Origin of the sequence: Streptomyces sp. NPDC002698, from assembly GCF_042888945.1 — a bacterium.
GTDB lineage: Bacteria > Actinomycetota > Actinomycetes > Streptomycetales > Streptomycetaceae > Streptomyces.
Genome location: NZ_JBIAQM010000011.1, coordinates 228,520 through 251,071, shown reverse-complemented (window position 1 = coordinate 251,071; position 22,552 = coordinate 228,520). Strand labels below are relative to the sequence as shown.

At 72.3% G+C, this 22,552-nt stretch carries 19 protein-coding genes and 1 tRNA gene; 13 read left to right on the top strand and 7 right to left on the bottom strand.

Going from position 1 to position 22,552, the window contains the following annotated elements; genetic code table 11:
* Window positions 1-235 precede the first annotated feature (235 nt).
* Entirely contained in the window at window positions 236-1,291 is a 1,056-nt protein-coding gene (locus ACFYW9_RS18585; protein WP_326787592.1) for a LacI family DNA-binding transcriptional regulator, read from the bottom strand.
* Window positions 1,292-1,681: 390 nt separating this feature from the next.
* Here ACFYW9_RS18585 and ACFYW9_RS18580 point away from each other — a divergent pair, with 390 nt between their 5' ends.
* From ACFYW9_RS18580 to ACFYW9_RS18565, 4 genes are all read left to right on the top strand, one after another.
* The gene (locus ACFYW9_RS18580) at window positions 1,682-3,004 is read left to right on the top strand and encodes an ABC transporter substrate-binding protein (RefSeq protein WP_389151105.1); all 1,323 of its coding nucleotides are present in this window, start codon (window positions 1,682-1,684) and stop codon (window positions 3,002-3,004) included.
* Window positions 3,001-4,029, top strand: a complete 1,029-nt coding sequence (locus ACFYW9_RS18575; RefSeq protein WP_351861695.1) for a sugar ABC transporter permease — start codon at window positions 3,001-3,003, stop codon at window positions 4,027-4,029. Before ACFYW9_RS18580 ends, ACFYW9_RS18575 begins: the two co-directional genes overlap by 4 nt.
* On the top strand, window positions 4,026-4,928 hold the full coding sequence (locus ACFYW9_RS18570; RefSeq protein ID WP_389151101.1) for a carbohydrate ABC transporter permease: 903 nt from the start codon (window positions 4,026-4,028) through the stop codon (window positions 4,926-4,928). The genes ACFYW9_RS18575 and ACFYW9_RS18570 overlap by 4 nt, the downstream gene beginning before the upstream one ends.
* A 105-nt stretch (window positions 4,929-5,033) precedes the next feature.
* A complete protein-coding gene (locus tag ACFYW9_RS18565) occupies window positions 5,034-6,464 on the top strand; it encodes a GH1 family beta-glucosidase (protein WP_351861699.1) in 1,431 nt (476 codons plus the stop codon).
* A gap of 218 nt (window positions 6,465-6,682) precedes the next feature.
* On the opposite strand, the gene ACFYW9_RS18560 is transcribed toward ACFYW9_RS18565, so the two are convergent.
* From ACFYW9_RS18560 to ACFYW9_RS18550, 3 genes are all read right to left on the bottom strand, one after another.
* On the bottom strand, window positions 6,683-8,173 hold the full coding sequence (locus ACFYW9_RS18560) for a cellulose binding domain-containing protein (protein WP_389151096.1): 1,491 nt from the start codon (window positions 8,171-8,173) through the stop codon (window positions 6,683-6,685).
* A 573-nt stretch (window positions 8,174-8,746) separates the two neighbouring features.
* Window positions 8,747-10,123 carry a HAMP domain-containing sensor histidine kinase gene (locus ACFYW9_RS18555; RefSeq protein WP_351861704.1) on the bottom strand — a complete coding sequence of 459 codons (1,377 nt, stop codon included), beginning with the start codon at window positions 10,121-10,123 and terminating at the stop codon, window positions 8,747-8,749.
* A complete protein-coding gene (locus tag ACFYW9_RS18550) occupies window positions 10,120-10,824 on the bottom strand; it encodes a response regulator transcription factor (protein WP_326787583.1) in 705 nt (234 codons plus the stop codon). The genes ACFYW9_RS18555 and ACFYW9_RS18550 overlap by 4 nt, the downstream gene beginning before the upstream one ends.
* Before the next feature lie 155 nt (window positions 10,825-10,979).
* Between ACFYW9_RS18550 and ACFYW9_RS18545 the strand changes: the two genes are divergently transcribed.
* Window positions 10,980-11,522 (top strand): hypothetical protein, encoded by a 543-nt coding sequence (locus tag ACFYW9_RS18545; protein ID WP_389151091.1) that lies wholly within the window; start codon window positions 10,980-10,982, stop codon window positions 11,520-11,522.
* A gap of 58 nt (window positions 11,523-11,580) precedes the next feature.
* Here the strand turns inward: ACFYW9_RS18545 and ACFYW9_RS18540 are convergent, their stop codons facing one another.
* Complete coding sequence (locus tag ACFYW9_RS18540) at window positions 11,581-12,480, bottom strand: fused MFS/spermidine synthase (protein WP_351861708.1); 900 nt, start codon at window positions 12,478-12,480, stop codon at window positions 11,581-11,583.
* A 64-nt stretch (window positions 12,481-12,544) separates the two neighbouring features.
* Entirely contained in the window at window positions 12,545-12,982 is a 438-nt protein-coding gene (locus ACFYW9_RS18535; RefSeq protein WP_389151088.1) for a hypothetical protein, read from the bottom strand.
* A 297-nt stretch (window positions 12,983-13,279) separates the two neighbouring features.
* On the opposite strand from ACFYW9_RS18535, the gene ACFYW9_RS18530 reads away from it, so the two are divergent.
* Window positions 13,280-14,851, top strand: coding sequence for a hypothetical protein (locus ACFYW9_RS18530; protein ID WP_389151085.1), 1,572 nt, complete (start codon window positions 13,280-13,282; stop codon window positions 14,849-14,851).
* Between the two features lie 19 nt (window positions 14,852-14,870).
* Here the strand turns inward: ACFYW9_RS18530 and ACFYW9_RS18525 are convergent, their stop codons facing one another.
* The gene (locus tag ACFYW9_RS18525; RefSeq protein WP_351861713.1) at window positions 14,871-15,467 is read right to left on the bottom strand and encodes a histidine phosphatase family protein; all 597 of its coding nucleotides are present in this window, start codon (window positions 15,465-15,467) and stop codon (window positions 14,871-14,873) included.
* A 244-nt stretch (window positions 15,468-15,711) separates the two neighbouring features.
* Between ACFYW9_RS18525 and ACFYW9_RS18520 the strand changes: the two genes are divergently transcribed.
* The 7 genes from ACFYW9_RS18520 to ACFYW9_RS18490 all read left to right on the top strand — a co-directional run bounded on the left by ACFYW9_RS18520 (window position 15,712) and on the right by ACFYW9_RS18490 (window position 22,520).
* Window positions 15,712-16,713, top strand: coding sequence for a phosphatase PAP2 family protein (locus ACFYW9_RS18520; RefSeq protein ID WP_389151081.1), 1,002 nt, complete (start codon window positions 15,712-15,714; stop codon window positions 16,711-16,713).
* Window positions 16,610-17,911: a hypothetical protein gene (locus ACFYW9_RS18515; protein WP_389151078.1), complete on the top strand. Its 1,302-nt coding sequence runs from the start codon at window positions 16,610-16,612 to the stop codon at window positions 17,909-17,911. Before ACFYW9_RS18520 ends, ACFYW9_RS18515 begins: the two co-directional genes overlap by 104 nt.
* Window positions 17,902-19,497, top strand: coding sequence for a hypothetical protein (locus tag ACFYW9_RS18510; protein ID WP_389151075.1), 1,596 nt, complete (start codon window positions 17,902-17,904; stop codon window positions 19,495-19,497). The genes ACFYW9_RS18515 and ACFYW9_RS18510 overlap by 10 nt, the downstream gene beginning before the upstream one ends.
* A 217-nt stretch (window positions 19,498-19,714) precedes the next feature.
* Window positions 19,715-21,049: an AAA family ATPase gene (locus ACFYW9_RS18505; RefSeq protein ID WP_389151072.1), complete on the top strand. Its 1,335-nt coding sequence runs from the start codon at window positions 19,715-19,717 to the stop codon at window positions 21,047-21,049.
* 156 nt (window positions 21,050-21,205) lie between these two features.
* Window positions 21,206-21,583: a hypothetical protein gene (locus ACFYW9_RS18500; RefSeq protein ID WP_328452125.1), complete on the top strand. Its 378-nt coding sequence runs from the start codon at window positions 21,206-21,208 to the stop codon at window positions 21,581-21,583.
* 204 nt (window positions 21,584-21,787) lie between these two features.
* The gene (locus tag ACFYW9_RS18495; protein WP_389151068.1) at window positions 21,788-22,456 is read left to right on the top strand and encodes a bifunctional DNA primase/polymerase; all 669 of its coding nucleotides are present in this window, start codon (window positions 21,788-21,790) and stop codon (window positions 22,454-22,456) included.
* A tRNA-Lys gene (locus ACFYW9_RS18490) sits at window positions 22,447-22,520 on the top strand. Before ACFYW9_RS18495 ends, ACFYW9_RS18490 begins: the two co-directional genes overlap by 10 nt.
* The last annotated feature ends 32 nt before the right edge of the window (window positions 22,521-22,552 follow it).

The window sequence follows — 22,552 nt, the reverse complement described above, 5'->3', positions numbered from 1 at the left end:
GGTGCCTTGTCGGCCGGGCCGAGCGGGGCAGGGTGCGTGCGGCTGCAAGGCGGAGGAGGGAGGCGACGCGGTGGGGGCACCTCCCGGCCGAAGGCCGGGGGACGTCGGCAACCGACGACAACGCCGCTGGGGGTCCCCCTGCTCGCAGAGCTCGGGGGAGTGCGTGCCCTGCCCCGCGTCCCGCCGCATGATCCAAACGACAGGCCCTGGCCCTGGGGGCCGCCCCTCGCGCGCCTCAGGACGAGGCCCGCACCACCAGTTCCGCGGGCAGCACCAGCTGACGCTTCTCCAGCCCCCGGGAGGCCACGGGCCGGCGGTCCGCGATCTCTCCGAGAAGGAGGTCGATCATGGCCCGGCCCATCTCCTCGATGGGCTGGCGGACGCTGGTCAGGGGCGGATCCATGTGCCGGGCTATGGCGGAGTCGTCGTAGCCGATGAGCGCCACGTCGTCCGGGATGCGCCGGCCGCTCTCGCGCAGCACCTGCCGGGCACCCGCCGCCATGACGTCGGAGCCGGCGAAGACCGCGTCGAGGTCGGGGAAGCGCTCAAGGAGCAGGGTCATCGCCCGCCGCCCCCCTTCCTCGGTGAAGTCGCCGGGGACGATCAGCCGGTCGTCCACCTCGCGCCCGGCGTCCCGCAGACCCTGGCGGTAGCCGTCGACGCGTCGCTGGGCGCCGTAGACGTCCATACGGCCGGCGAGGTGGCCGATTCTGCCGCGGCCCCGGGAGACGAGGTGTTCCACGGCCGCGCGCCCGCCGCCGTAGTTGTCGGAGTCCACCGACGGAAGCGTCTCCTCCGCCGAGCGCCGGCCGCTGATCACGGCCGGGATCTCCAGCTGGGAGAGCAGGTCGGGGAGCGGGTCGTCGGCGTGCACCGAGACCAGCAGGACGCCGTCCACGCGGTGTGCCGCGAGGTACTGGGCCAGGCGCTGCCGCTCCCGGTCGCTGCCCGCGAATATCAACAGCAACTGCATCTCGGTCTCGGAGAGTTCGGCACCGACACCGCGCAGCATGTCCGAGAAGTACGGTTCCGCGAAGAAGCGCGTCTCCGGTTCGGGGACGACCAGGGCGATCGCGTCCGTGCGGTTGGCCGCGAGGGCGCGGGCCGCCGTGTTCGGAACATATCCGAGCTCCGCGACCGCCGCCTCGACCGCGGCCCGGGTCGCGTCGCTGACCCGCGGGGAGCCGTTGATCACCCGGGAGACCGTGCCACGGCCTACTCCCGCGCGCGCGGCCACCTCTTCGAGGGTCGGCCGCCCACCGCTGCGGCCCCGCGCTCCGTGGACTGCCATGGCCTCCGCCTCCCGTTCGAAACCAAGTTGGCCTGGAATCTAACAGCCTCGTCCGGCGAGGCTCGCGTCACTGGGCCGCAGCCCAGGAGGCGTCACACCGCGAACCCGCCGCCCTTCGGGCACCGGACGCACCATGAGACGCTTCCGGCCATGTGGCGGAATGACATCTTCAGCTAACAGGCCGATAACTGAACGCATCTCTCCGCTCCCTCACCCTTGACACCCCCGCCGGAACCGACGACTCTTCAACACATCACCTGTGGGAGCGCTCCCACAGTACCTGACACATACACATCCCGCACGTTCCCCGCCCGAGCCGCAGCGAGAAACAACGGGCGCCACCAATGCAGTTGGCCGGGGGGTCGGCACGTCAGGCAACAGGAGGACGCAATGCGCACGAGTACCCGCCGGTCCCGCAGGCTGGGGGCCATCGCGGTCGTCGCCGCGCTCGCTACGGGACTGCTGGCCGGCTGTTCCAGCGACCCGGACGACGGCTCGTCGGACAACGGCAGTGGAAGTGGCAAGGGCAAGACGACCCTGACCATAGGCACTTTCGGCGTCTTCGGCTACAAGCAGGCCGGCCTCTACGACGAGTACACGAAGCTCCACCCCGAGATCTCCATCAAGGAGAACGTCACCACCCGCACCGACGTCTACTGGCCCAAGACGCTCACCCGTCTCCAGGCCGGCGCCGGCACCGACGACATCCAGGCGATCGAGGTCGGCAACGTCACCGAGGCCGTCCAGACCCAGGCCGACAAGTTCGTCGACCTCGGCAAGGAGGTCGACAAGTCGCAGTTCCTGGACTGGAAGGTGTCCCAGGCCACGACCAAGGACGGCAAGACGATCGCGCTCGGCACCGACATCGGCCCGATGGCGATCTGCTACCGCAAGGACCTGTTCGAGAAGGCCGGTCTGGAGACGGACCGCGTCAAGCTCGCCGCGCAGTGGAAGGGCGACTGGTCCAAGTACGTCGCCGTCGGCAAGGACTACATGAAGAAGGCGCCGAGCGGCACCAAGTTCGTGGACTCCGCCTCCTCGGTCTACAACGCGGCGCTCGGCGGCGAGAGCGAGCGGTACTACGACAAGGACGGCAACGTCATCTGGGACAAGTCCAAGGGGGTGAAGAAGTCCTGGAGCACCGCGATGTCGGTGGCGACCAGTGACATGTCGGCGAAGCTGAAGCAGTTCGACCCGACGTGGGACCAGGGCTTCGCCAAGGGCTCGTTCGCGACGGTGGCCTGCCCCGCCTGGATGATGGGCTACATCCAGGAGAAGTCCGGTGACGCGGGCAAGGGCAAGTGGGACGTGGCGGCCGCGCCGACCGCGGCCAACTGGGGCGGTTCGTTCATCGGTGTGCCGGTGGCGGGCAAGCACCAGAAGGAGGCCATCGCGCTGGCGAAGTGGCTGACCGCCCCCGAGCAGCAGGCGAAGGTCTTCGCCAAGCAGGCGAGCTTCCCGTCGACCCCGTCGGCCTACTCGACCCTGAAGCCGGCCGCCGCCACCACGGAGTACTTCTCCGACGCGCCGATCACGCAGATCTTCGGCGACTCGGCGAAGACCATCCCGGTCCAGTACTTCGGCACCAAGGACCAGCCGATCAGCACCGCGATCACCGACGTCGGCATCCTCCAGGTCGAGCAGAAGGGCAAGTCCCCCGACCAGGGCTGGAACGCGGCAAAGGCTGAGATCAAGGACGTGCTCGGCCAGTGACCAGCTCCAAGCAGGCTCTCGCGCACCCCGCGACGAGCGCCGACGCCGCGCCCGGCTCACAGCCGGGCGCGGCCCGGGGCGCTCAGGGTCGCGGTACGCCGCCGCCGGGCCCCGATTCCTGGCGCAGCCGGCTGTACCGCTGGGACATGAAGGCGTCGCCGTACGCGTTCGTCGCCCCCTTCTTCATCATCTTCGGAGCCTTCGGGCTGTTCCCGCTGCTGTACACGGCCTGGTACTCGCTGCACAACGTGCAGCTGTCCGGCCTGGACCACCAGACCTGGGTCGGCCTCGACAACTACACGAACCTGCTGTCCTCGGAGTTCTTCTGGAACGCCCTGGGGAACACCTTCACCATCGGCGTGATCTCCACGGTGCCGCAGTTGATCATGGCGCTCGGAATCGCTCACCTGCTCAACTACCGGCTGCGCGGCTCGACCGTGTGGCGGGTCGTGATGCTCACCCCGTACGCCACCTCGGTGGCGGCGGCGACGCTGGTCTTCACGCTGCTGTACTCGTGGGACGGCGGCATGATCAACTGGCTGCTGCACTTCGTCGGGGTCGACCCGATCAACTGGCGCGAGTCCGACTGGGGCGGCCAGTTCGCCGTCTCCTCGATCGTGATCTGGCGGTGGACCGGCTACAACGCGCTGATCTACCTCGCGGCGATGCAGGCGATCCCCGCCGACCTGTACGAGTCGGCGTCGCTGGACGGCGCCAACCGCTGGCAGCAGTTCCGTCACGTGACGATCCCCATGCTGCGGCCGACGATCCTGTTCACGGTGGTCGTGTCCACGATCGGCGCGACCCAGCTGTTCGGTGAACCGCTCCTGTTCGGCGGGGTCAGCGGCTCGAAGGGCGGCTCCGCGCACCAGTACCAGACGCTCGGCCTGTACATGTACGACCAGGGCTGGGGCATCGGCAACCTCGGCAAGGCCTCGGCGATCGCGTGGACGATGTTCCTCATCCTGCTGATCATCGCCGCGATCAACCTGCTGATCACCCGACGGCTGAGGAAATCCCAATGACCACGACTGAACTGACTGCTCCTCAGGCGGAGGCGACCACGGGCGGCCGCCCCGGACGCCGCCGGGTGCTCGGCGCGGGCAAGCAGCTCCACGCGGGTCCGGTCACCTATGTCGTCCTGACCGTCTTCGCGCTGGTCTCGCTCGCTCCGCTGGTCTGGACGGCCATCGCGGCCTCGCGCAACAGCGCGCGGCTGGCGCAGACACCGCCACCGCTGTGGTTCGGCGGGAACCTGTTCAAGAACCTCGAGGCGGCTTGGGACCAGGCCGGGCTCGGCACCGCGATGATCAACTCCACGATCGTCGCCGGCACCATCACCATCGGTACGGTCGTGTTCTCCACGCTCGCCGGGTTCGCCTTCGCCAAACTGCGGTTCAAGTTCTCCGGCCTCCTGCTGCTGCTGACCATCGGGACGATGATGATCCCGCCGCAGCTGGCCGTCGTACCGCTGTACCTGTGGATAAGCGACCTGGGCTGGTCCAACCAGCTGCAGACGGTCATTCTGCCCACCCTGGTGAGCGCCTTCGGCACGTTCTTCATGCGGCAGTACCTGGTACAGGCCCTGCCCTCCGAGCTGATCGAGGCGGCGCGGGTGGACGGCGCGAACAGTCTGCGCGTGGTCTGGCACGTCGTCTTCCCGGCGGCGCGCCCGGCGATGGCGGTGCTCGGCCTGCTGACGTTCGTGATGGCCTGGAACGACTTCCTGTGGCCGATCATCGCCCTGAACCAGCAGAACCCGACGGTGCAGGTCGCCCTCAACTCGCTGGGCACCGGCTACATCCCGGACCAGGCCGTCATCATGGCGGGCGCTCTGCTCGGCACCCTGCCGCTGCTCATCGCCTTCCTCCTGTTCGGCAAGCAGATCGTGGGCGGGATCATGCAGGGCGCGATCAAGGGCTGACCGCCCTTCCAGGGGCCGGGTCACCGCCGCCTCGGCCCCTTTGTTCCGCCTCTACTTCCCCACCTCCAACTCGTCGGTCTTCACGACCCCCTTGGGAGCGCTTCCATGCCTGAGTCCGCAACACCCGTGACTTTTCCTCCGGCCTTCCTCTGGGGTGCGGCGACCTCCGCCTACCAGATCGAGGGTGCGGTGCGGGAGGACGGCCGCACGCCGTCGATCTGGGACACCTTCAGCCATACACCTGGCAAAACGGCCGGCGGCGAGCACGGTGACATCGCTGTCGACCACTACCACCGCTACCGCGACGACGTGGCCATGATGGCGGACCTCGGACTGGGCGCGTACCGCTTCTCCGTCTCCTGGTCGCGGGTGCAGCCCACCGGCCGGGGCCCCGCCGTCCAGCGCGGCCTCGACTTCTACCGGCGTCTGGTCGACGAGCTGCTGTCGCACGGCATCAAGCCGGCCGTCACCCTCTACCACTGGGACCTGCCGCAGGAGCTGGAGGACGCGGGCGGCTGGCCCGAGCGCGAGACGGCGCTGCGCTTCGCGGAGTACGCGCAGATCGTGGGCGAGGCGCTGGGTGACCGCGTCGAGCAGTGGATCACGCTGAACGAGCCCTGGTGCAGCGCCTTCCTGGGCTACGGCTCCGGTGTGCACGCCCCCGGCCGGACGGACCCGGCGGCGGCGCTGCGCGCGGCCCACCACCTGAACCTCGCGCACGGGCTCGGCACGTCGGCGCTCCGTTCCGCCATGCCGTCCCGCAACTCGGTCGCGGTGAGCCTCAACTCCTGCCCGATCCGGCCCCTTTCGCAGGACCCGGCGGACCTGGCCGCGGTCCAGCGCATCGACGACCTGGCCAACGGCGTCTTCCACGGCCCGATGCTGCACGGCGCCTACCCGGCGACCCTGATCACGGCGACCCGGTCGATCACCGACTGGTCGCACGTCCAGGACGGCGATCTCGCGCTGATCCACCAGCCGCTGGACGCCCTCGGCCTCAACTACTACACCCCGACGCTGGTTTCGGCCTCCACCGCTCCCACCGACGGTCCGCGCGCGGACGGCCACGGCTCCAGCGCGCACTCCCCCTGGCCGGGCGCGGACGACGTCACGTTCCACCAGACCCCGGGCGAGCGCACGGAGATGGGCTGGACGATCGAACCGCAGGGACTGCACGACCTGATCATGCGGTACACCCGCGAGGCTCCGGGCCTGCCCCTGTACATCACGGAGAACGGCGCGGCCTACGACGACAAGCCGGACCCGGACGGCCGCGTCCACGACCCCGAGCGCGTCTCCTACCTGCACGGCCACCTCTCCGCCGTGCACCGCGCGATCGCCGACGGGGCCGATGTCCGCGGCTACTACCTGTGGTCCCTGATGGACAACTTCGAGTGGGCCTACGGCTACGAGAAGCGCTTCGGCGCGGTCTACGTGGACTACGCGACCCAGGTCCGCACCCCGAAGACGAGCGCCCACTGGTACAGCCAGGCGGCCCGCACGGGAACGCTGGCACCGGTGACGCCCGCCGAGTAGGGCGGGCCCCGAGGACACGGGGGACACGGGGAACGGGGCGCGACACCCGAGGGGGGTGCCGCGCCCCGGCACGTCGGCGGGGGAAAGAGGAAGGGTCCGGTCCGTGTCCGGTACATCACCGGACACGGACCGGACCCTTCACGCCTTGCTACGACGCCCCGGCCGGGTGGGGGGTGGAGAAGTCCGGCCGGGGCGCGCAACCCCCGTTCTCGTGATGGCTACTTGAGAGCGGCGAACGCCTTGGAGAAGGCGCCGTCGCTCTGGACGATGGAGCTGCAGACCGCGTCCGCGGTGTTCTTGGCACCGCCTGCGCACTGCTTGTCACGGGTGGCGGACCACATCGAGAGCCAGCCGATGCCCTTGGACTTCGCGAAGGTCACGAGCTGCGAGGCGTCGTCGACCCTGAAGATCTCCGAGGCCACGTCGTTGACACCGATCATCGGGGTGATGGCGACCGTCTTCCACGCGGCGCTGTCGGACAGGCCGAGGACGCCCTTGATCTGCGCCTGGGTGGCCGTGGCGGCCTGCTCGGCGAGGTCGCCCATGTCACCGCTGAACGCCGGGCCGTAGTCCATCGCCATGATGTTCACGGTGTTGATCTTCACGCCGTTGGACTTGGCGTCGGCGAGCAGGTTCACGCCGTCCTGGGTGAGGCCCTGGGGCAGGACCGGCAGGGTGTAGGAGACGTCCAGGCCCGGGTGCTGCTGCTGGAGCTTGGCGATGGCCTTCGCGCGCTTGGTGTTCGCGGCCGTATTGGGCAGGGCGCCGCCCTCGACGTCGAAGTCGACCTTCGTGAGCTTGTAGGCGTCCACGGCCTTGCCGTACGCGGCCGCCAGCGCGTCGGCCGAGGAGCAGGTGGTGGCCAGCTCCGAGCCGGAGGCTCCGCCGAAGGAGACCCGGACGTCGCCGCCCTTGGCGCGCAGCGCGCCGATCTGCGCCGCCACCGCGTCACTGGCGAGGTCGCTCACGCCGCCCCACTTCGGCGTGCAGCCGCCGCCGTCGGTGACGAACGCGAGGTTGTAGTTCTTCACTCCGGTGGCGTCGGCCGCCTTGAGCAGGTCGAAGGCCGGGAAGAGGGAGGTGTCGACGTAGGGCGCGAAGCCCGCGGTCGTCGTGGTGCCGCCGCCCGAACTCTGGGTGGGGGACGGGGTGGCCGTGGCCGTGGCGGTGGCGGTGGCCGTCGGCTTCGGGGTCGCGGTCTGCGTCGCGCTCGCGGTCGGGGTGGGCGCGGCCGTGGGGGTCGCGGTCTGCGTGGGGCGGCCGCTCGGTTCGGGCGTCGTTCCGTCCACCGAGCACTTGGTGCCGTCGATGACACAGCCCGTCGGGTTCGCGGTGCCGTTCACGACGAAGCCGACGGTGACGGACTCGCCGGCCGCCAGACCGTCCTTGTCCCAGGACGGCGGCGTCACGGTGACGTGCTGCCCGCTCACCGACGAGGTCGCGTCCCACAGCGAGCTGAGCTTGGAGCCCGAGGGCAGGTCGAACTCCAGCTTCCACTCGGGCTTCCGCTGGCCCGTGTCGTTGGAGACGACGTACTGCCCCGTGTACCCCGTGGACCACTCACTGGTCCTGGTGTAGGCGGCGCCGACGCTCGACGCGTTCGCGACACCGGTGAACACGAGGGCGCCACCGCCGGCCACGGCCGCCGCGACGACGGCGCCTATCGCCTTGTTCCTGCCACTGACCTTGCGCCGGTGCGTGCTGCTCATCGCGTGTGCCTGCCTTCGCGGAATCACGGGGTTCGCTGGGGGTCGTCCCAGGAGGTGCGGGCATCACGCTAGCGATCCGGAATCGGTCGAACCGGCCGATCCGGACGCCGGCCGAGGATCTTAGGGTCCGCTTAAGGAAGGCATCGGGAGGCGTTAAAGGTCGAGACCAATGTGGGCGGTTTGGCGCGTGCCGGAGCTTTCCCTGCGCAGGCCCACGGGCGGGCTCGACGCAGGGCACGGATCCATTCGGCGCAGGCCGCGGGCCCGGGAAGCACAGGGCACGGGGCAGCACGTGCCGCGGGCCCTCTCGACGCGGAACGCCGCCCGCACGGCGCGACGCGGGAGTCCCGCTCAACGCGTGCCGCAGGCCCACTCGGCACAAGGCGCAGGTCCGCGCGGCGCGTGCCACCGGCTCTCCCGACGCGGGGCGAGAACCCGCGCGGCGCGACCCGCGACTCGGCTCGGCACGGCTCGGCACGGCACGGCACGGCACGGCACGGCACGGCGCACCGTACGGGTCCCGCTCGGCGGGTACCGCGGGCCCGCTCGGAACACCAGGACGCCCACGGTGTGTCAGCGCACGCCGACGCCCCGTCGGCGGCGCCGTACGCTGCCCCGGTGTCCGCTGCGGACCGGCGCCCTGCCGTCCAGCTGGATCCAGATGCGCACCTCGGTTCCGCCCAGCACGGAGGAACCGATCCGTACGTCCCCGCCCGTCGACTCCGCGAGCCGTCGCACGATGTCGAGGCCGAGGCCCGTCGACCCGTCGTTGCCCGAGCCCCGTCCGCGGGCCATCGCCGCCTCCGGATCCACGATTCCGGCGCCCGCGTCCGACACCAGCACGATCACGGCGTCCTCCGCGTTGTGCACGTCGACCGCGAAGGCCGTGCCCTCGGGGGTGTGCCGGAAGACGTTGCCCAGGAGGGCGTCGAGCGCGGCGGCGAGATCGGCGCGGGCCACGGGTATGCGGCACGGCCGGTCCACACCGGCCACCCGCACCTTGCGCCCCTCGTCCTCCGCGAGCGCCGACCAGAAGTCCATGCGCTCACGGACGACCTCGGACGCGTCGCACCCGGCTCCGGCACCGATCGCCGCGGTCTGCGGCTTGGCCTCCCGGGCCGTCCTGATGATCGTGTCGACCTCGCGCTCCAGCTGCTCGACGGCGGCCCGGGTCTGCTCGGCGGCCGGCCCGTCGCCGAGCGAGGCGGTGTTGAGCCGGAGCACGGTCAGCGGGGTACGCAGACGGTGCGAGAGGTCGGCGGCGAGTTCCCTTTCGTTGGCGAGCAGTTGGACGACCTGGTCGGCCATGGAGTTGAAGGCGACGGCGGCCTGCCGCAGTTCGGTCGGCCCTTCCTCGGGCACCCGGGAGCCCAGCTTCCCCTCGCCCAGCTCGTGCGCGCTCTCGGCCAGGCGCTGCGCGGGCTGCACCATCCGCACGCCCAGCCGGTCGGCGACCGCGACCGAGCCGACGACGAGGGCGGCTCCGACCGCGGCGAGGACCGCCCAGGCCGTGCCGACGCCGTTGCTGACCTCGGCCTCGGGGACGTACACCTCGATGACCGCGATCTCGCCGGAGCTGAGCGCGACGGGCTGGAGCAGCGTGGAGCCGCCGGGCACCTCCGCGATGGAGGCCCGGCCCAGCCGCCGGGTCATGGCGACGTCCTTGGCGACGGCGCGCCGCTCGCCTATCTCCACGGCCGGCTTGCCGTCGGCGGCGGGGATGTGCACGGCCATCTGCGCGTCCGATCCGGCGGAGGCGACGACGCGCTCCAGCTCGTCCCGGTCGGTGGTGATGGAGAGCGCGGGCGCGATGGCGGCGGCCTGCCGCTCGGCGTTCGAGAACGCCCGGTCGCGCGCCATCTCCTTGATCACCAGGCCGAGCGGGACCGCGAAGGCGATGACGACCATCGTCGTCACCGCCACGCACACCTTGACCAGTGCCCACCTCACAGCGGACGCTCCGCTCTCGGCGGCTCCAGCTTCACGCCGACGCCCCGCAGGGTGTGGAGATAGCGCGGGCGTGCCGCCGTCTCCCCCAGTTTCCGGCGCAGCCACGAGAGATGGACGTCTATGGTCTGGTCGTCGCCGTAGGCCTGCTGCCACACCTCGGCGAGCAGTTCCTTGCGCGGCACGACGACACCGGGGCGGCCGGCCAGGAAGGCGAGCAGGTCGAACTCGCGCCGGGTCAGGTCGAGTCGTACGCCTTCCAGTTCCGCCTGGCGGCGCAGCGGGTCGATGGCGAGCCCGCCGACGCGGATGACCGTCGACACGGGGGCCTCGCCCACGGTGGTGCGCGAACGGCGCAGCACCGCCGCCATCCGCGCGGACAGGTGCTCGACCGAGAACGGCTTGGTCAGATAGTCGTCCGCGCCGGCGTTCAGGAGCCGGACGATCTCCGTCTCGTCGTCCCGCGCGGTGGCGATGATCACCGGGACGTCGGTGATCCCGCGCAGCATCTTCAGTGCCTCGGACCCGTCCAGATCGGGCAGTCCGAGATCGAGGATCACGACGTCGAAGGAGAAATGGGCGACCTCGCGCAGCGCCTCCAGGGCGGTGCCGACGCTGCGCACGATGTGCGCGGCCTCGGTCAGATGCCGGATGAGCGCCGAGCGTACGAACTGGTCGTCCTCGACGACGAGCACACTTGCCATGGGCGGCACCGTACGCCATCCGGGCACGGCCGTCCGGAGCCTGTGGACAACCCTCGTGCGGCACTTGTGGACAATCCCGGACCGTTCCCCGGGACATTCCGGATCTCGGCAGGGCCGGGAGACACCCGTGGTGCTCGTGGTGCAGTATGGCCGCGATGCGCAGAGGACTCGTACACGTACTCGCGTGGTCGCTCGCCACGGGCGCGGCGGTCACGCTGTCGTGGTGGGGTGTCCACACCGTCATGACGGGGACGGCCTACGACCCGCCGCGCGCCCTGCCCATCACGGTGGCGGGCGCGACGGCGAAGGAGACGAGGCCCCTGGCGTCCTCGACCCGGCGGGCCGAGCCGTCCAGGAGTGCTCCGAACAGGCCGTCCACGAGCCCGAAGCCGAGCTCGACGCCCTCGAAGTCCCCGTCGGCGAGCGGCGGTCCGTCACCGGCCCCGTCGGCTTCGACGACGTCTCCGCCCGCCTCCGGACAGGTCAAGAGCTACGACTCCGACGGCGGCCGGGTGGTCTTCGACATCACCGCCACGTACGGGACGCTGGTGTCCGCGACGCCGAACACCGGCTGGTCGATGCAGGTGTGGAAGACCGAGACGTGGATCCGTGTGGAGTTCAGCTCGGGCGCCGACCGGGTGTCGGTGTTCTGCGACTGGCACGACGGGCCTCCGCACGTGGACATCGGGACGTACTGAACCGGCACGCGCGGCGAGCGGTCGTCCGGGCGGCCCGCCGGGACGCGCTGACGCCGGGTCAGCGGAACACGGACGGCGGCGGTGCCGGTGAGGCGACCGCCACCGCGTCCGTGACCGGTGCCGCGCCGCCCGTGAAGTCCAGGAGCTCCCTGCCGTGTTCGACCCGGGCGGGATGCGGGTCGGAGGCGGCGCGGCGGGTCAGCTCGGCGATGGGCAGGGGCAGGCCGGAGGCGACGAGGACGGCGTTCCCGAAGCGTTTGCCGCGCAGCACCGTCGGGTCGGCGACCAGGGCGAGCTCGGGGAAGACGGAGGCGACGGTGGCGATCTGGCCGCGGAGATGGGCGAGCGGGGGTCCGTCGGCGAGGTTCGCGGCGTAGACCCCGGAGTCCTTCACGGCCCGGCGGACCTCCGTGACGAACTCGGCGGACGTCAGGTGGGCCGGGGTGCGCGCGCCGCTGAAGACGTCGGCGATGACCAGGTCCGCCCAGCCGTCGGGCACCTTGGCGAGGCCTTCCCGCGCGTCCACGGAACGCACCCTGATCCGGGCGTTCGGGTCCAGTGGCAGTTCGCGGCGTATCAGCCGGACGAGGGCCGCGTCGCGCTCGACGACCTGCTGGGTGGAGCGGGGGCGCGTGGCGGCGGTGTAGCGGGCCAGGCTGAGGGCGCCGCCGCCGAGGTGGACGACCTGCACGGGCCTGCCGGGCGGGGCGACGAGGTCGATGACATGGCCGAGGCGGCGCTGGTACTCGAAGCTCAGGTACGCGGGGTCGTCGAGGTCGACGTGGGACTGCGGGGCGCCGTCGATGAGCAGGGTCCAGCCGTGTGCCCGGTCGCGGTCGGGCAGCAGCTCGGCGAGCCCGCCGTCGACGGCCTCGACGACCGCCTCGGCCGTCCCGCGCCGTCCGCCCCGTCCGGTGTCACGGCCGTCGTCCGCCCGCTGTTTCCTCGCCCTTGCCATCTGGCCATTATCGGGGCGCGGGGGCGGGTCGGCTCAGCGACCGGTCACCGGGGCGCGCGCCCGCTCACCGGCAGCCGTCGGCCGCCTCGATCAGCCGCGCGGCCTCGCCCAGCGCGGCCCGCAGCACCGCCGGATCGGTCGCGAGGTCCGCGTCACCGGGCGGGAGCAGCCAGTCCGAGCCCTCGACCGGAGGCTCGGGGGCCGGCCGCAGGCCGCGGCCGTCGGTCTGCGTACAGGTGCTGCCGGGCACGTCCCAGGCGTCGGCGGTGCCGGGCGGCACCAGGAAGCCGAGGGTGTCGTGGCCGCCGTCGTGCAGGACGGGCCCCACGAGGTCGGCCGCGCCCCGGCGCAGGATGTCGACCGCTTCCAGTCCCTGGCGGGCCGGAACGGTCACCAGGTCGCACTCGGCGGCCGGCCCCGGCGGGACGCCGTGCTCCGGGGACGGCCTGTGCTGTGCGGTCGACGGCGGCGTACGGAACTCGATGCTCTGCGTGATCTGCATCCCGGCCTCCAACGGAACCCCTCCTCATGACGAGTGGGTCGGGAGTTCGGGCGGCTCCCGGTCCACCCGGTTCAACGCGCCAGGACGTCAACGGCTACGGCGGAACTCCGCCACAAAGGATGGCAGTTCATGGCAGATCGTGGATGAGATATCCGGTTTGTAGCTAAACCCAGCGTGGCGGCGCTGTCACAGCAGGTACGTTCTTGCCCCGCCGGAAGCAGGCACCTACCGGGCACAACCCGGTCAAGTCAGCCTCGGTTCCGGCGTGGTTCACGGTTCGCAAGAGAGGGCCCGGCCATGGCGTCGTCATCGGTGACCTCGTCCCCGTCCCCCCGGCCGGCACGGCCGAATCTCGCCTTCCGGAGGCTGCGCGGCCAGCGCTCCCCGGGCGAGTTCGCCGCGCTGGTACGGAGGGCCGCGCGCGAGATCGGCGAGCGGGTCAGCTGCGACGCGCGCTACATCGGGCGCGTCGAGGCGGGAGAGATCCGCTGTCCCAACTACGCGTACGAGCGGGTGTTCCTGCACATGTTTCCCGGCCGCACGCTGACGGACCTCGGTTTCACGCCCCGCTCATGGGTACGCGGACGCGGGGCACGCGACACCGGGGAGCCATCTCCCGCGCATTCCACGAACCTCCCGCCCGCCCCGCACGAGGATGAGACGGACGGGGTGCACGAGACGTATGAGACGTCGGGTCCGCTCCACGTCCCGGCTCCGTACGGCCCGCGCACCGCGCACCACACGGACAGCCCGCACGATCCGTACAGCCCGCACGATCCGTACGACCCGCACCACTTGTGCGATCCGTACGACCCGTACGACAGACGCGATCAGAACCACGAGGAGAGCGACGTGCAGCGTCGCGCATTCATGACCGGAGGCACCGCCACGGTGGCGGCCTCACTGGGACCCTTCGCGGGCGCCTTCGGCGGCACCGCCGCGGCCTGCGAACGACGCGTCCACCGGGCGGGTACGTCCGAGGCGGGAGCCCTCGAGGAGGCCGTCCGCAGAATCCGGCTGCTCGACGACAGACACGGGGCCGACGGGCTCTACCGACGCGCGGCGGCACCCCTGCGCACGGCCTACGAACTGCTCGACGCGGGCACCACCCGGCAGACGACCGCCGACCGGCTGTACTCCGGAGCCGGCGAGCTGGCCATCTCGGTGGGCTGGCTGGCACACGACTCCGGGCGCTTCGACGACGCGCGCTCGCACTACGCGGAAGCCCTCGCGACCGCCCGGATGGCGGGTGACGCGGGCCTGGAGGCCCACGCCTTCTGCAACACGGCGTTCCTCGCCCGCGACGCGGGACGCCCGCGCGAGGCCGTCCGCGCGGCCCAGGCCGCCCAGCGCGCCGCGCGTACCCTCGGATCCCCCCGGCTGCTCTCCCTGCTCGCGCTGCGCGAGGCGGGCGGCTGGGCCGGACTCGCCGACCGCCGGGGATGCGAGCAGGCGATGGCCCGCGCACAGGCCCTCTACGGACGCGGCCCCTCGGAGACCGACCCCGAGTGGATGACCTTCTACGGAGAGGCCGAGCTGGAAGGGCTCGAGGCGCAGTGCTGGTCGACGCTGGGCGACTGGCCCCGGGCCGCCCGCCACGCACGCCGCGCCGCCCGTCTCCAGGACCCGCACTTCACCCGCAACATCGCCCTCTACACCGCCGAACTCGCCGACGACCTCGCCCGCGGCGGCCGCCCCGACGAGGCCGCCGTCGCCGGTCTGCGCGTCCTGGACCTGCTGAACGAGGTCCAGTCCTCCCGTATCCAGACCATGCTGGCGGCGACGGCCCGCGTACTGCTGCCGCACCGCCGGGCCTCGGGAGTCTCGGCGTTCCTCGACCGGCACGCGAGCCTGCCCCGCACGGCGTGAGGGCGGCCCGGGGCGCCGGTCAGGCGCTCAGGTGCCCGCAGTCGTTCCACACCTCGATCGCGGGTTCCCCGTAGGCCCAGCCGAGCACCGACAAAGAGGTCGGGTTGAGGCGGACACGGGCCGCGAAGTCCAGCGGAAGGCCCAGCCAGCGGGCGCCTATGGAACGCAGGATGTGGCCGTGGGCGAAGACCAGCACATCGCGGTCCTCGGAGCGGGCCCACGAGACGACCTCGTCCGCGCGCGCGGTGACCTGCTCCAGGGTCTCCCCCTCGGGAACCCCGTCGCGCCAGATGAACCAGCCGGGGCGGACGTCCTGTATCTCGGCCGGGGTCATGCCCTCGTAGGCGCCGTAGTCCCACTCCAGGAGCGCGTCCCAGGCCGTCGCCCGCTCCCCGAAGCCGGCGAGTTCGCACGTCTCGCTCGCGCGCGAGAGCGGGCTGGTCCGCACCTCGACCGCGGGCAGCGAGTCGAACGGTGACCGGTGGAGCCGCTCGCCGAGCAGCTTGGCCCCGCGCCGCCCCTCCTCCAGGAGGGGGATGTCGGTCCTGCCGGTGTGCTTTCCGGACAGCGACCATTCGGTCTGTCCGTGCCGGGCCAGCAGGATGCGCGGTGCCATGACGAGGAGCCTTTCCGTGACGGGCGGCACGGACGAGAGGGTCGGCTCACCCGTGGACGACTGAGGAGTGGGTCACTCCATCATCGCTCACGTCCGCTCCGGGCAACCCGGAGGGCGATCTCCGCGTCTTTGACATCCGGGGCGCCCCTTCGGGGCATTCGCGTGCACCGTAAAATCCCCGGGTGGCCACGGACCGGGGTCACCGCGAACGAGCAAACACGAGCAGTTGGGGGAGGGCGATCGGATGCCGCAGACCGATGCACCGCGTACCGAAGCGGAACCGCGCGCCCGGTCGGGCCGGTGGGACGCCCTGCGCGCGTCCGCCGCGTCGCAGGCCCGTCTGCGCTGGTGGACCGAGGTCCCGCTGATCCTGCTCGTGTACGCGGCGTACACCGCGGGCCGGCTGCTCGCCCGGGGCAACACCTCCGGCGCGATAGACCACGGCCTGGAGATCCTGCGCATCGAGAAGGCCCTCCACCTCAACGCCGAACATCCGCTGAACCGGCTGTTCACGCGGGAGGCCTGGCTCGGTGTGCCCGCCGACTTCGGGTACGCGTCGCTGCACTACCTGGTGACGCCGGCGATCCTGATATGGCTCTTCCGCTCCCGGTCCGTGCGCTACCGCGCGGCCCGCACCTGGCTCTGGACCTCCACGTTCATCGGTCTGATCGGCTTCACCCTGCTGCCGACCTGCCCGCCCCGGCTGCTGTCTCCCGAGCACGGCTTCGTCGACACGATGGCCCAGTACAGCGATTACGGCTGGTGGGGCGGCGAGGCGAGCGCGCCGCGCGGCATGGGCGGGATGACGAACCAGTACGCGGCGATGCCGAGCCTGCACGTGGGCTGGGCGCTGTGGTGCGGGGTGATGCTGTGGCGCCACGGCCGTACTCCCGCGGCGAAGGCCGCCGCCGTCGTCTATCCGCTGTTCACCACGATCGTCGTGATGGGCACGGCCAACCACTACTTCCTGGACGCCGTCGCGGGCGTCGCCGTGATGGGGGCCGGCCTGCTGCTGACCCCGTTCGTGATGCGGACGGCGGACCGGGTGCGGACGCTTCTGAAGACCGTCGTCCCGTGGGGCAAGGGGGCCTCGGGGGACGGGGGTTCCGCGATTGTCAGTACGGGGTGCCAGACTTCCCCGGGTGAACGAATTCCCCGACAGCGCGAGTCCCGACCCGGGCCGGGAGCCGAGCCGGGTTCCGCCGCCACGGACGCGGGCGACAGCGCTGCGACAGCAGCTCGCTGAGCTGCGCGGTCCCGACATCGCGCCGAAGGCGCTGGACGCGCGGGCCCTCGCGGCGCTCGCCGCCAACCCCGGGTGCGACCGGCGCGCCCTGTTGGACGGCGTGGGCGTCGACAAGGCGAAGCTGGCCGGTGCGCTCGGCGCGCCGTCCGCGTTCGGGATGTCGCAGTTCGCCTTCATGCGGGGCAACGCGTTCGAGGCGCGGGTCAAGGCCGACGGCGGCGCCGAGCTGCTGCGGCTGGTGCACGAGAAGCTGGACCCCGGGGCCGCGCCGCCCGGCGCCGGTGCCGTGCCCGACCTGAGCGCGATCGGCCCCGAGGGACGCACGGAACGCACGGCACGGGCGTTGCGCGAGGCCACCGGGACCGGCGCCTGGACCCTGCTCGACCACCCGATGCTCGCCCTGGACGTGGCGGGCTCCCCGGCCTTCCTGGAGCCGGACGCCGTGGTCGTGCATCCCGACGGAGACTGGACGGTCGTCGAGATCAAGTCGTTCCCGATGCTCGACGGCTCGGCCGACCCCGCCAAGGTGGGCGCCGCCGCCCGGCAGTCCGCGGTCTACGTCCTGGCCCTGGAGGAGGTCGCGGCCGGCCTCGACCCCGCTCCCGAGGTCCACCACCGTGTCCTGCTGGTCTGCCCGAAGGACTTCTCCAACCTCCCGGCCGCCTCGGCCGTCGACGTGCGCAAGCAGCGCGCGGTCACCCGCCGCCAGCTCGCCCGGCTCACCCGCGTCGAGGACATCGCGGCCGCCCTCCCCGAGGGCACCTGCTTCTCCCCCGGCCTTCCCGCCGAGGAACTGATCACCGCCGTCGAGGCGGTCCCCGCCACCTACGCCCCCGAGTGCCTGTCCGCCTGCGAGCTGGCCTTCCACTGCCGGGCCCGCTCGCGCGCCGAGGGCGCGGTGACCTCGCTCGGCCGCTCGCTGCGCGCGGAGCTCGGCGCTCTGACGACCGTCCCGGACGTCCTGGCCGCGGCGCGCGGGAAGGCGGGCGACCCCGGGGACCCCGCCGTCGCGGCCCTCAGGAGAGCGGCGCTGCTGCGGGCGGAGGCCCTGCGCGGGACGGCCGCGCCCACCGTCCCCGCCCCCGGCTCACCGGCCCTGGAAACCGGCGCCCCCGGGGCGGGCACACAGGGGGCCGGCACACACGGGACACCCGTTTCGGGCGTCCCGGAAGGCCGGGAGGCGGGCGCATGTCGCTGATCACCGCCCTCGCCCGGCTGGAGGCCGTCGAGAGCGGCCGGGCGCAGCCCGCCGCCACCGTGCTCCACCGCCATCTCGTCGAACGGCCGCTGGTGTTCGTGCCGCTCACCACCGCGGGCGAGGCGGGAGCCCCGCTCGGCGCGCTGGTCGGCACGGACCGGGACGCGCCCCGGCTGCTGGTCGTGCCGCAGCCGCGCGACCGCGACCTGCGTTTCGCCTTCCTCGCCGAACTCGCGGACGTCGTCCTGCCCTACATCGACTCGTTCGCGGACGTGGTCGAGGCGGCCGAGCGCAGCGAGACCGACCCGGAGACCGGCAAGCGCGTCAAGGTCGAGGTCGAGCTGTGCGCGGACGCTCCGCAGCTGATCGTGCCGGGCCGGGCCGGCATCGAGTTCGTCCGCCTCCTCGGGCGCTCCACCCGCTTTCGCCGCACCGCCGAGCAGGATCCCGAGACTCCGCATCCGGCGCCTCCCCGGGTGCCGTTGTTCGGGCGCTGGCTGACCCACTTCGGGGAGCGCGCCCGGGTACCCGGCTCCGCCCTGCTCCTCGCCCTCACCGACGTGCTGTCCCGGCACTGGGCCACCGGCCAGAGCAGCCTGGAGGACCAGCATCTGGGCGCGCTGCTCGCCTGGCTCGATCCGCCGGGCGGCGAGCCGGGCGCCGAGGCGGCGGTGCGGGCCGAGCTCCAGCGGGACGCGCGCGGCCAGCTCGTCTGCCCGCCCGCCGGACCGGCCACCGACCCCGCCTTCGACAACGAGCTGCTGGCCCCCGCGATCGAACGCTACGACCGCGCGCGTACGGCACTGGCCGCCGCCGAGGACGGCATCGAGGCGGACGACCGGCTCGGTGAGCTCACCGCGGCCGAGCGGAAGATCCGCGACCTGGTCGAGAGCGTCACCCGGCCCACCTGGGACGCGGTCTGGCACGGTCTCGACCTGCTGCGGGCGCTGCCGGAGGGGGCGCACTCCGCCGACCGGTGGACCCGTGACCGCTGGTCGTTCACCGGACACCGCGACCGGGTGGTGGCGGGCGAGCCGCCGCAGCCGCGCCGCGACGACGCGGTCACCGCCGCGAACAAGCTGGCCACGCGGGAGCGGGAGCAGGCCCGGCTGGAGGCGCAGGAGGCTCTCGACGACCCGCTGGTCATGGCCGGCCGGAGGCTCGCCGGGGAGGCGTTCGCCGGAGAGGTCACCGAGGTCGTGACGGCGTACAGCGAGGGCAGGCGGCCGAGCCCCCGCCCGCTGGTGACCGTCCGCACGGACGACCGCCCGCACCTGGGGGAACGGGCCAGGGTGTACCGCTCGCTCGGCGGGAAGCCGCAGGCCGCGGAGTTCGTGGGGTACGACGACGAGGGCGCGGCCGTGGTGCTGCGGATCGTCGACAAGATGGGGCGCGGCAAGGAACCGGGGGCCGGGTCCGTGCCGGAGAAGGGGGACCTCGTCTGCTTCACGCTCTTCGAGCACGAGCAGCGCGGCGGTGCCAAGCTGCCCGACCCGGAGGAGACGCCGTGGACGCACGGAGGGCCGCCGGGTGAGCCCGACGCGCTGCCGCTGCCGGACCCGGTGACCGAGGAGGACGTCCTTTGAATCCTCCCCCAGCCGAAGCAGGGGGATTCCTGGCTCACGCTGCCTGCGGGTCAGCGACCCAACAGGTCTTCTGCGATCACCACCAGCCGGGTTGAAACCAGCCCGGTTTGATACGGCAAAGCTTGGAGGTGCATGTGCTGTCTTGGTTCTCGATCAGCACGGTGTGCGCGCTTGGTTCTCGCACCGCACGGCATGCAGTTCACCTCGGAGGAACCCTGTGACCGCCGTGTTCGACCCGGGCGCCGAGGCCGCCCGCGCCACCGACGCGATCCTGCGCGACACCCTGCACGGCACCGACCGCGGCGTCGTGGTCGACTCCCCGCCGGGCGCCGGCAAGTCGACCCTCGTCGTCCGGGCCGCTCTCGAACTGGCCGCCGCCGGGCGCCCGTTGATGGTCATCGCGCAGACGAACGCCCAGGTCGACGATCTGGTGCTGCGGCTCGCGGAGAAGGCGCCGGACCTGCCCGTGGGCCGGCTGCACAGCAGCGACTCCGACCCGTACGACAAGGCGCTCGACGGCCTGGACCAGGTCCGCAAGTCCGCGAAGGCGGCCGACCTGGCGGGCCTGGACGTCGTCGTCTCGACCGCCGCGAAGTGGGCCCACGTCAAGGGCGTCGAGCCCTGGCGGCACGCCATCGTCGACGAGGCGTACCAGATGCGCTCGGACGCGCTCCTCGCGGTCGCCGGGCTCTTCGAACGGGCGCTGTTCGTGGGCGACCCGGGGCAGTTGGACCCGTTCGCGATCGTCGGCTCGGAGCAGTGGGCGGGACTGTCCTACGACCCGTCCGCGTCCGCGGTGTCCACGCTCCTCGCGCACAATCCGCAGCTGCCGCAGCACCGGCTGCCGGTGTCCTGGCGGCTGCCCGCGTCGGCCGCGCCCCTGGTGTCGGGCGCCTTCTACCCGTACACGCCGTTCCGCAGCGGCACCGGTCCCGGCGACCGGCGGCTGAACTTCGCCGTCCCGTCGGACGGTTCGGGCACCGACCGGGTCATCGACGAGGCGGCCGAGTCCGGTTGGGGGCTGCTGGAGCTTCCGGCCCGGCACACTCCGCGCACGGACCCGGAGGCGGTCCACGCGGTGGCCGGGGTCGTACGGCGGCTGCTCGACCGGGGCGGCGCGGCCACGTCGGAGCGGGCGGAGGACCCGGTGCCCCTGACGGCCGACCGGATCGCCGTCGGCACGGCGCACCGCGACCAGGCCGCGGCCGTGCGGGCGGCGCTGACCGGTCTCGGCGTCACGGACGTCACCGTGGACACGGCGAACCGGCTCCAGGGACGGGAGTTCGACGTCACGGTCGTCCTGCACCCGCTGTCGGGACGGCCCGACGCCACGGCCTTCCATCTGGAGACCGGACGCCTGTGCGTACTCGCTTCCCGGCACCGGCACGCGTGCATCGTGATCTGCCGGGAAGGAATCACGGAGTTGCTGGACGACCACCCGTCGACCGAGCCCGTACAGCTGGGAGTGACCGTGAAGTTTCCGGATGGCTGGGAGGCCAATCATTCGGTGCTGTCACATCTGGCGGAACACCGGGTGACCTGGCGGCCCTGAGCCGGCGGGCGGCCCGCTCCGACGGCCCCACGATCCGGCGAGGTCCGGGGCCCGCGGGGGCGTGCTCGACCCTGCGGGCCCACTTGCGCGGGCGCGAGACAATGGACGGTGGCCCTTTGCCGAGAGGGGCCCCGAACCGTACGAGGAGGAGAAGACATGGCGGAGCCCACGCCGCGTCGGAACGAACCGCGGCTACGCCCCGCGCCCCTGCTCTTCGAGCCCGCGGAAGCCGCCGGGGACCCGGAGCATTTCTTCGACCTGGAGTCGATCGACGATCCGCGCGCGCTGCTGGACCGGTCCACGGAGCTGGCGCACGCGTTCCGCGCCGCCGCCGACCGGGCCGTCGAGTTCCAGGCCATCGCCGCCGCGCAGCTCGCCGATCCGCGCCGTTTCGACCGGCTGACCACGGCCTCGATCGCCGAGCGGGCCGAGTGGACCGAGGACTACGCGAAGAAGATGGTCGAGTTCGGCCAGGACCTGCTGCGGGGCACGGAGGGCAACGGACACGGTCACGGCGTGACCGACCCGCTCTGACTCCGACGCGGACATCCGGGACGACCGGGACGCCCGGCACCAGAGCGGTCGGGACCAGGACGGTCGGGCGACCCCGTCGGAGCGGGTCGGTCACTCCTCCCTGGCATATGCCAGCCGGGCAAGATACTCCACCTCACCCCTGCCTGTCCCGGTTTCCGGCAACCCTCCGGAACGGGATGCTCACCGCCGGTAGATGTATGCGGCATGAGCAGCACACGGAACCCGCCGAGCAGCAGCCCGCACAGCCCCGGAGCGAGGTCGTCCGACGGGACGGACGTCTCCGGCGTCACGGCCGAGGGCGCCGCCTGGCTCGCCTCCGCCGGAACGTATCCGCGCAGCACGCTCGCCCTGTGGCGCGAACGGCCCGACGCCCCGGTCGTCCTGCTCTGCGGCGGCGCGTTCGACGTCGTCAGCGCCTCGGCCCTGTTCGGGCGGCGGATGCTCGACCGGCTCTGGGACGAGGGGCCGGGCTCGGGTCCGGTGGCGGCGCACCGCGGACGGATCCTGCTGTTCGCCGCGCCCGGCACCGCCCAGCGGCTCCCCTCGCTCATGGAGTGGGAGGAGTGGGGCGCGAAGCCTGGTGCCCGGACCGGGCGGTGCCGGGAGGTTCCACCGCTGCTCTGCCACGGCACGGGGGACGCGGTCACCGTGCCCCCGCCGGCCCCCGGGAGCGCCGGACCGGGGGCCGTCCGGACCGATTCCCGCTGGCTGGTCGCCCCCGACACGCGCCGGCCCTGGCTCCCCGGCCCCGAGATCCTGCTCTGGGCGGCCGTGCGGGCGGCCCGCGCGGCGGCGTCGGCGGCGGTACGGATATCGATTTTTCCTCGCGCCGATCAGGATGCTAAGGTCTACGACGTCAGCAGGCGCCGCTAGCTCAGTTGGTTAGAGCAGCTGACTCTTAATCAGCGGGTCCGGGGTTCGAGTCCCTGGCGGCGCACGCCAACGAGAGCGGGATGATTCGCGGAAACG

What these genes read in the sequence shown, in the direction of transcription:
- ACFYW9_RS18500 (WP_328452125.1), top strand. Translation starts at nt 21,206, where the DNA reads ATGGCGGAGCCCACGCCGCGTCGGAACGAACCGCGGCTACGCCCCGCG.
- ACFYW9_RS18535 (WP_389151088.1), bottom strand. Translation starts at nt 12,982, where the DNA reads ATGCAGATCACGCAGAGCATCGAGTTCCGTACGCCGCCGTCGACCGCA.
- ACFYW9_RS18540 (WP_351861708.1), bottom strand. Translation starts at nt 12,480, where the DNA reads ATGGCAAGGGCGAGGAAACAGCGGGCGGACGACGGCCGTGACACCGGA.
- ACFYW9_RS18565 (WP_351861699.1), top strand. Translation starts at nt 5,034, where the DNA reads ATGCCTGAGTCCGCAACACCCGTGACTTTTCCTCCGGCCTTCCTCTGG.
- ACFYW9_RS18570 (WP_389151101.1), top strand. Translation starts at nt 4,026, where the DNA reads ATGACCACGACTGAACTGACTGCTCCTCAGGCGGAGGCGACCACGGGC.
- ACFYW9_RS18560 (WP_389151096.1), bottom strand. Translation starts at nt 8,173, where the DNA reads ATGAGCAGCACGCACCGGCGCAAGGTCAGTGGCAGGAACAAGGCGATA.
- ACFYW9_RS18550 (WP_326787583.1), bottom strand. Translation starts at nt 10,824, where the DNA reads ATGGCAAGTGTGCTCGTCGTCGAGGACGACCAGTTCGTACGCTCGGCG.
- ACFYW9_RS18495 (WP_389151068.1), top strand. Translation starts at nt 21,788, where the DNA reads ATGAGCAGCACACGGAACCCGCCGAGCAGCAGCCCGCACAGCCCCGGA.
- ACFYW9_RS18520 (WP_389151081.1), top strand. Translation starts at nt 15,712, where the DNA reads ATGCCGCAGACCGATGCACCGCGTACCGAAGCGGAACCGCGCGCCCGG.
- ACFYW9_RS18525 (WP_351861713.1), bottom strand. Translation starts at nt 15,467, where the DNA reads ATGGCACCGCGCATCCTGCTGGCCCGGCACGGACAGACCGAATGGTCG.
- ACFYW9_RS18585 (WP_326787592.1), bottom strand. Translation starts at nt 1,291, where the DNA reads ATGGCAGTCCACGGAGCGCGGGGCCGCAGCGGTGGGCGGCCGACCCTC.
- ACFYW9_RS18530 (WP_389151085.1), top strand. Translation starts at nt 13,280, where the DNA reads ATGGCGTCGTCATCGGTGACCTCGTCCCCGTCCCCCCGGCCGGCACGG.
- ACFYW9_RS18580 (WP_389151105.1), top strand. Translation starts at nt 1,682, where the DNA reads ATGCGCACGAGTACCCGCCGGTCCCGCAGGCTGGGGGCCATCGCGGTC.
- ACFYW9_RS18510 (WP_389151075.1), top strand. Translation starts at nt 17,902, where the DNA reads ATGTCGCTGATCACCGCCCTCGCCCGGCTGGAGGCCGTCGAGAGCGGC.
- ACFYW9_RS18545 (WP_389151091.1), top strand. Translation starts at nt 10,980, where the DNA reads ATGCGCAGAGGACTCGTACACGTACTCGCGTGGTCGCTCGCCACGGGC.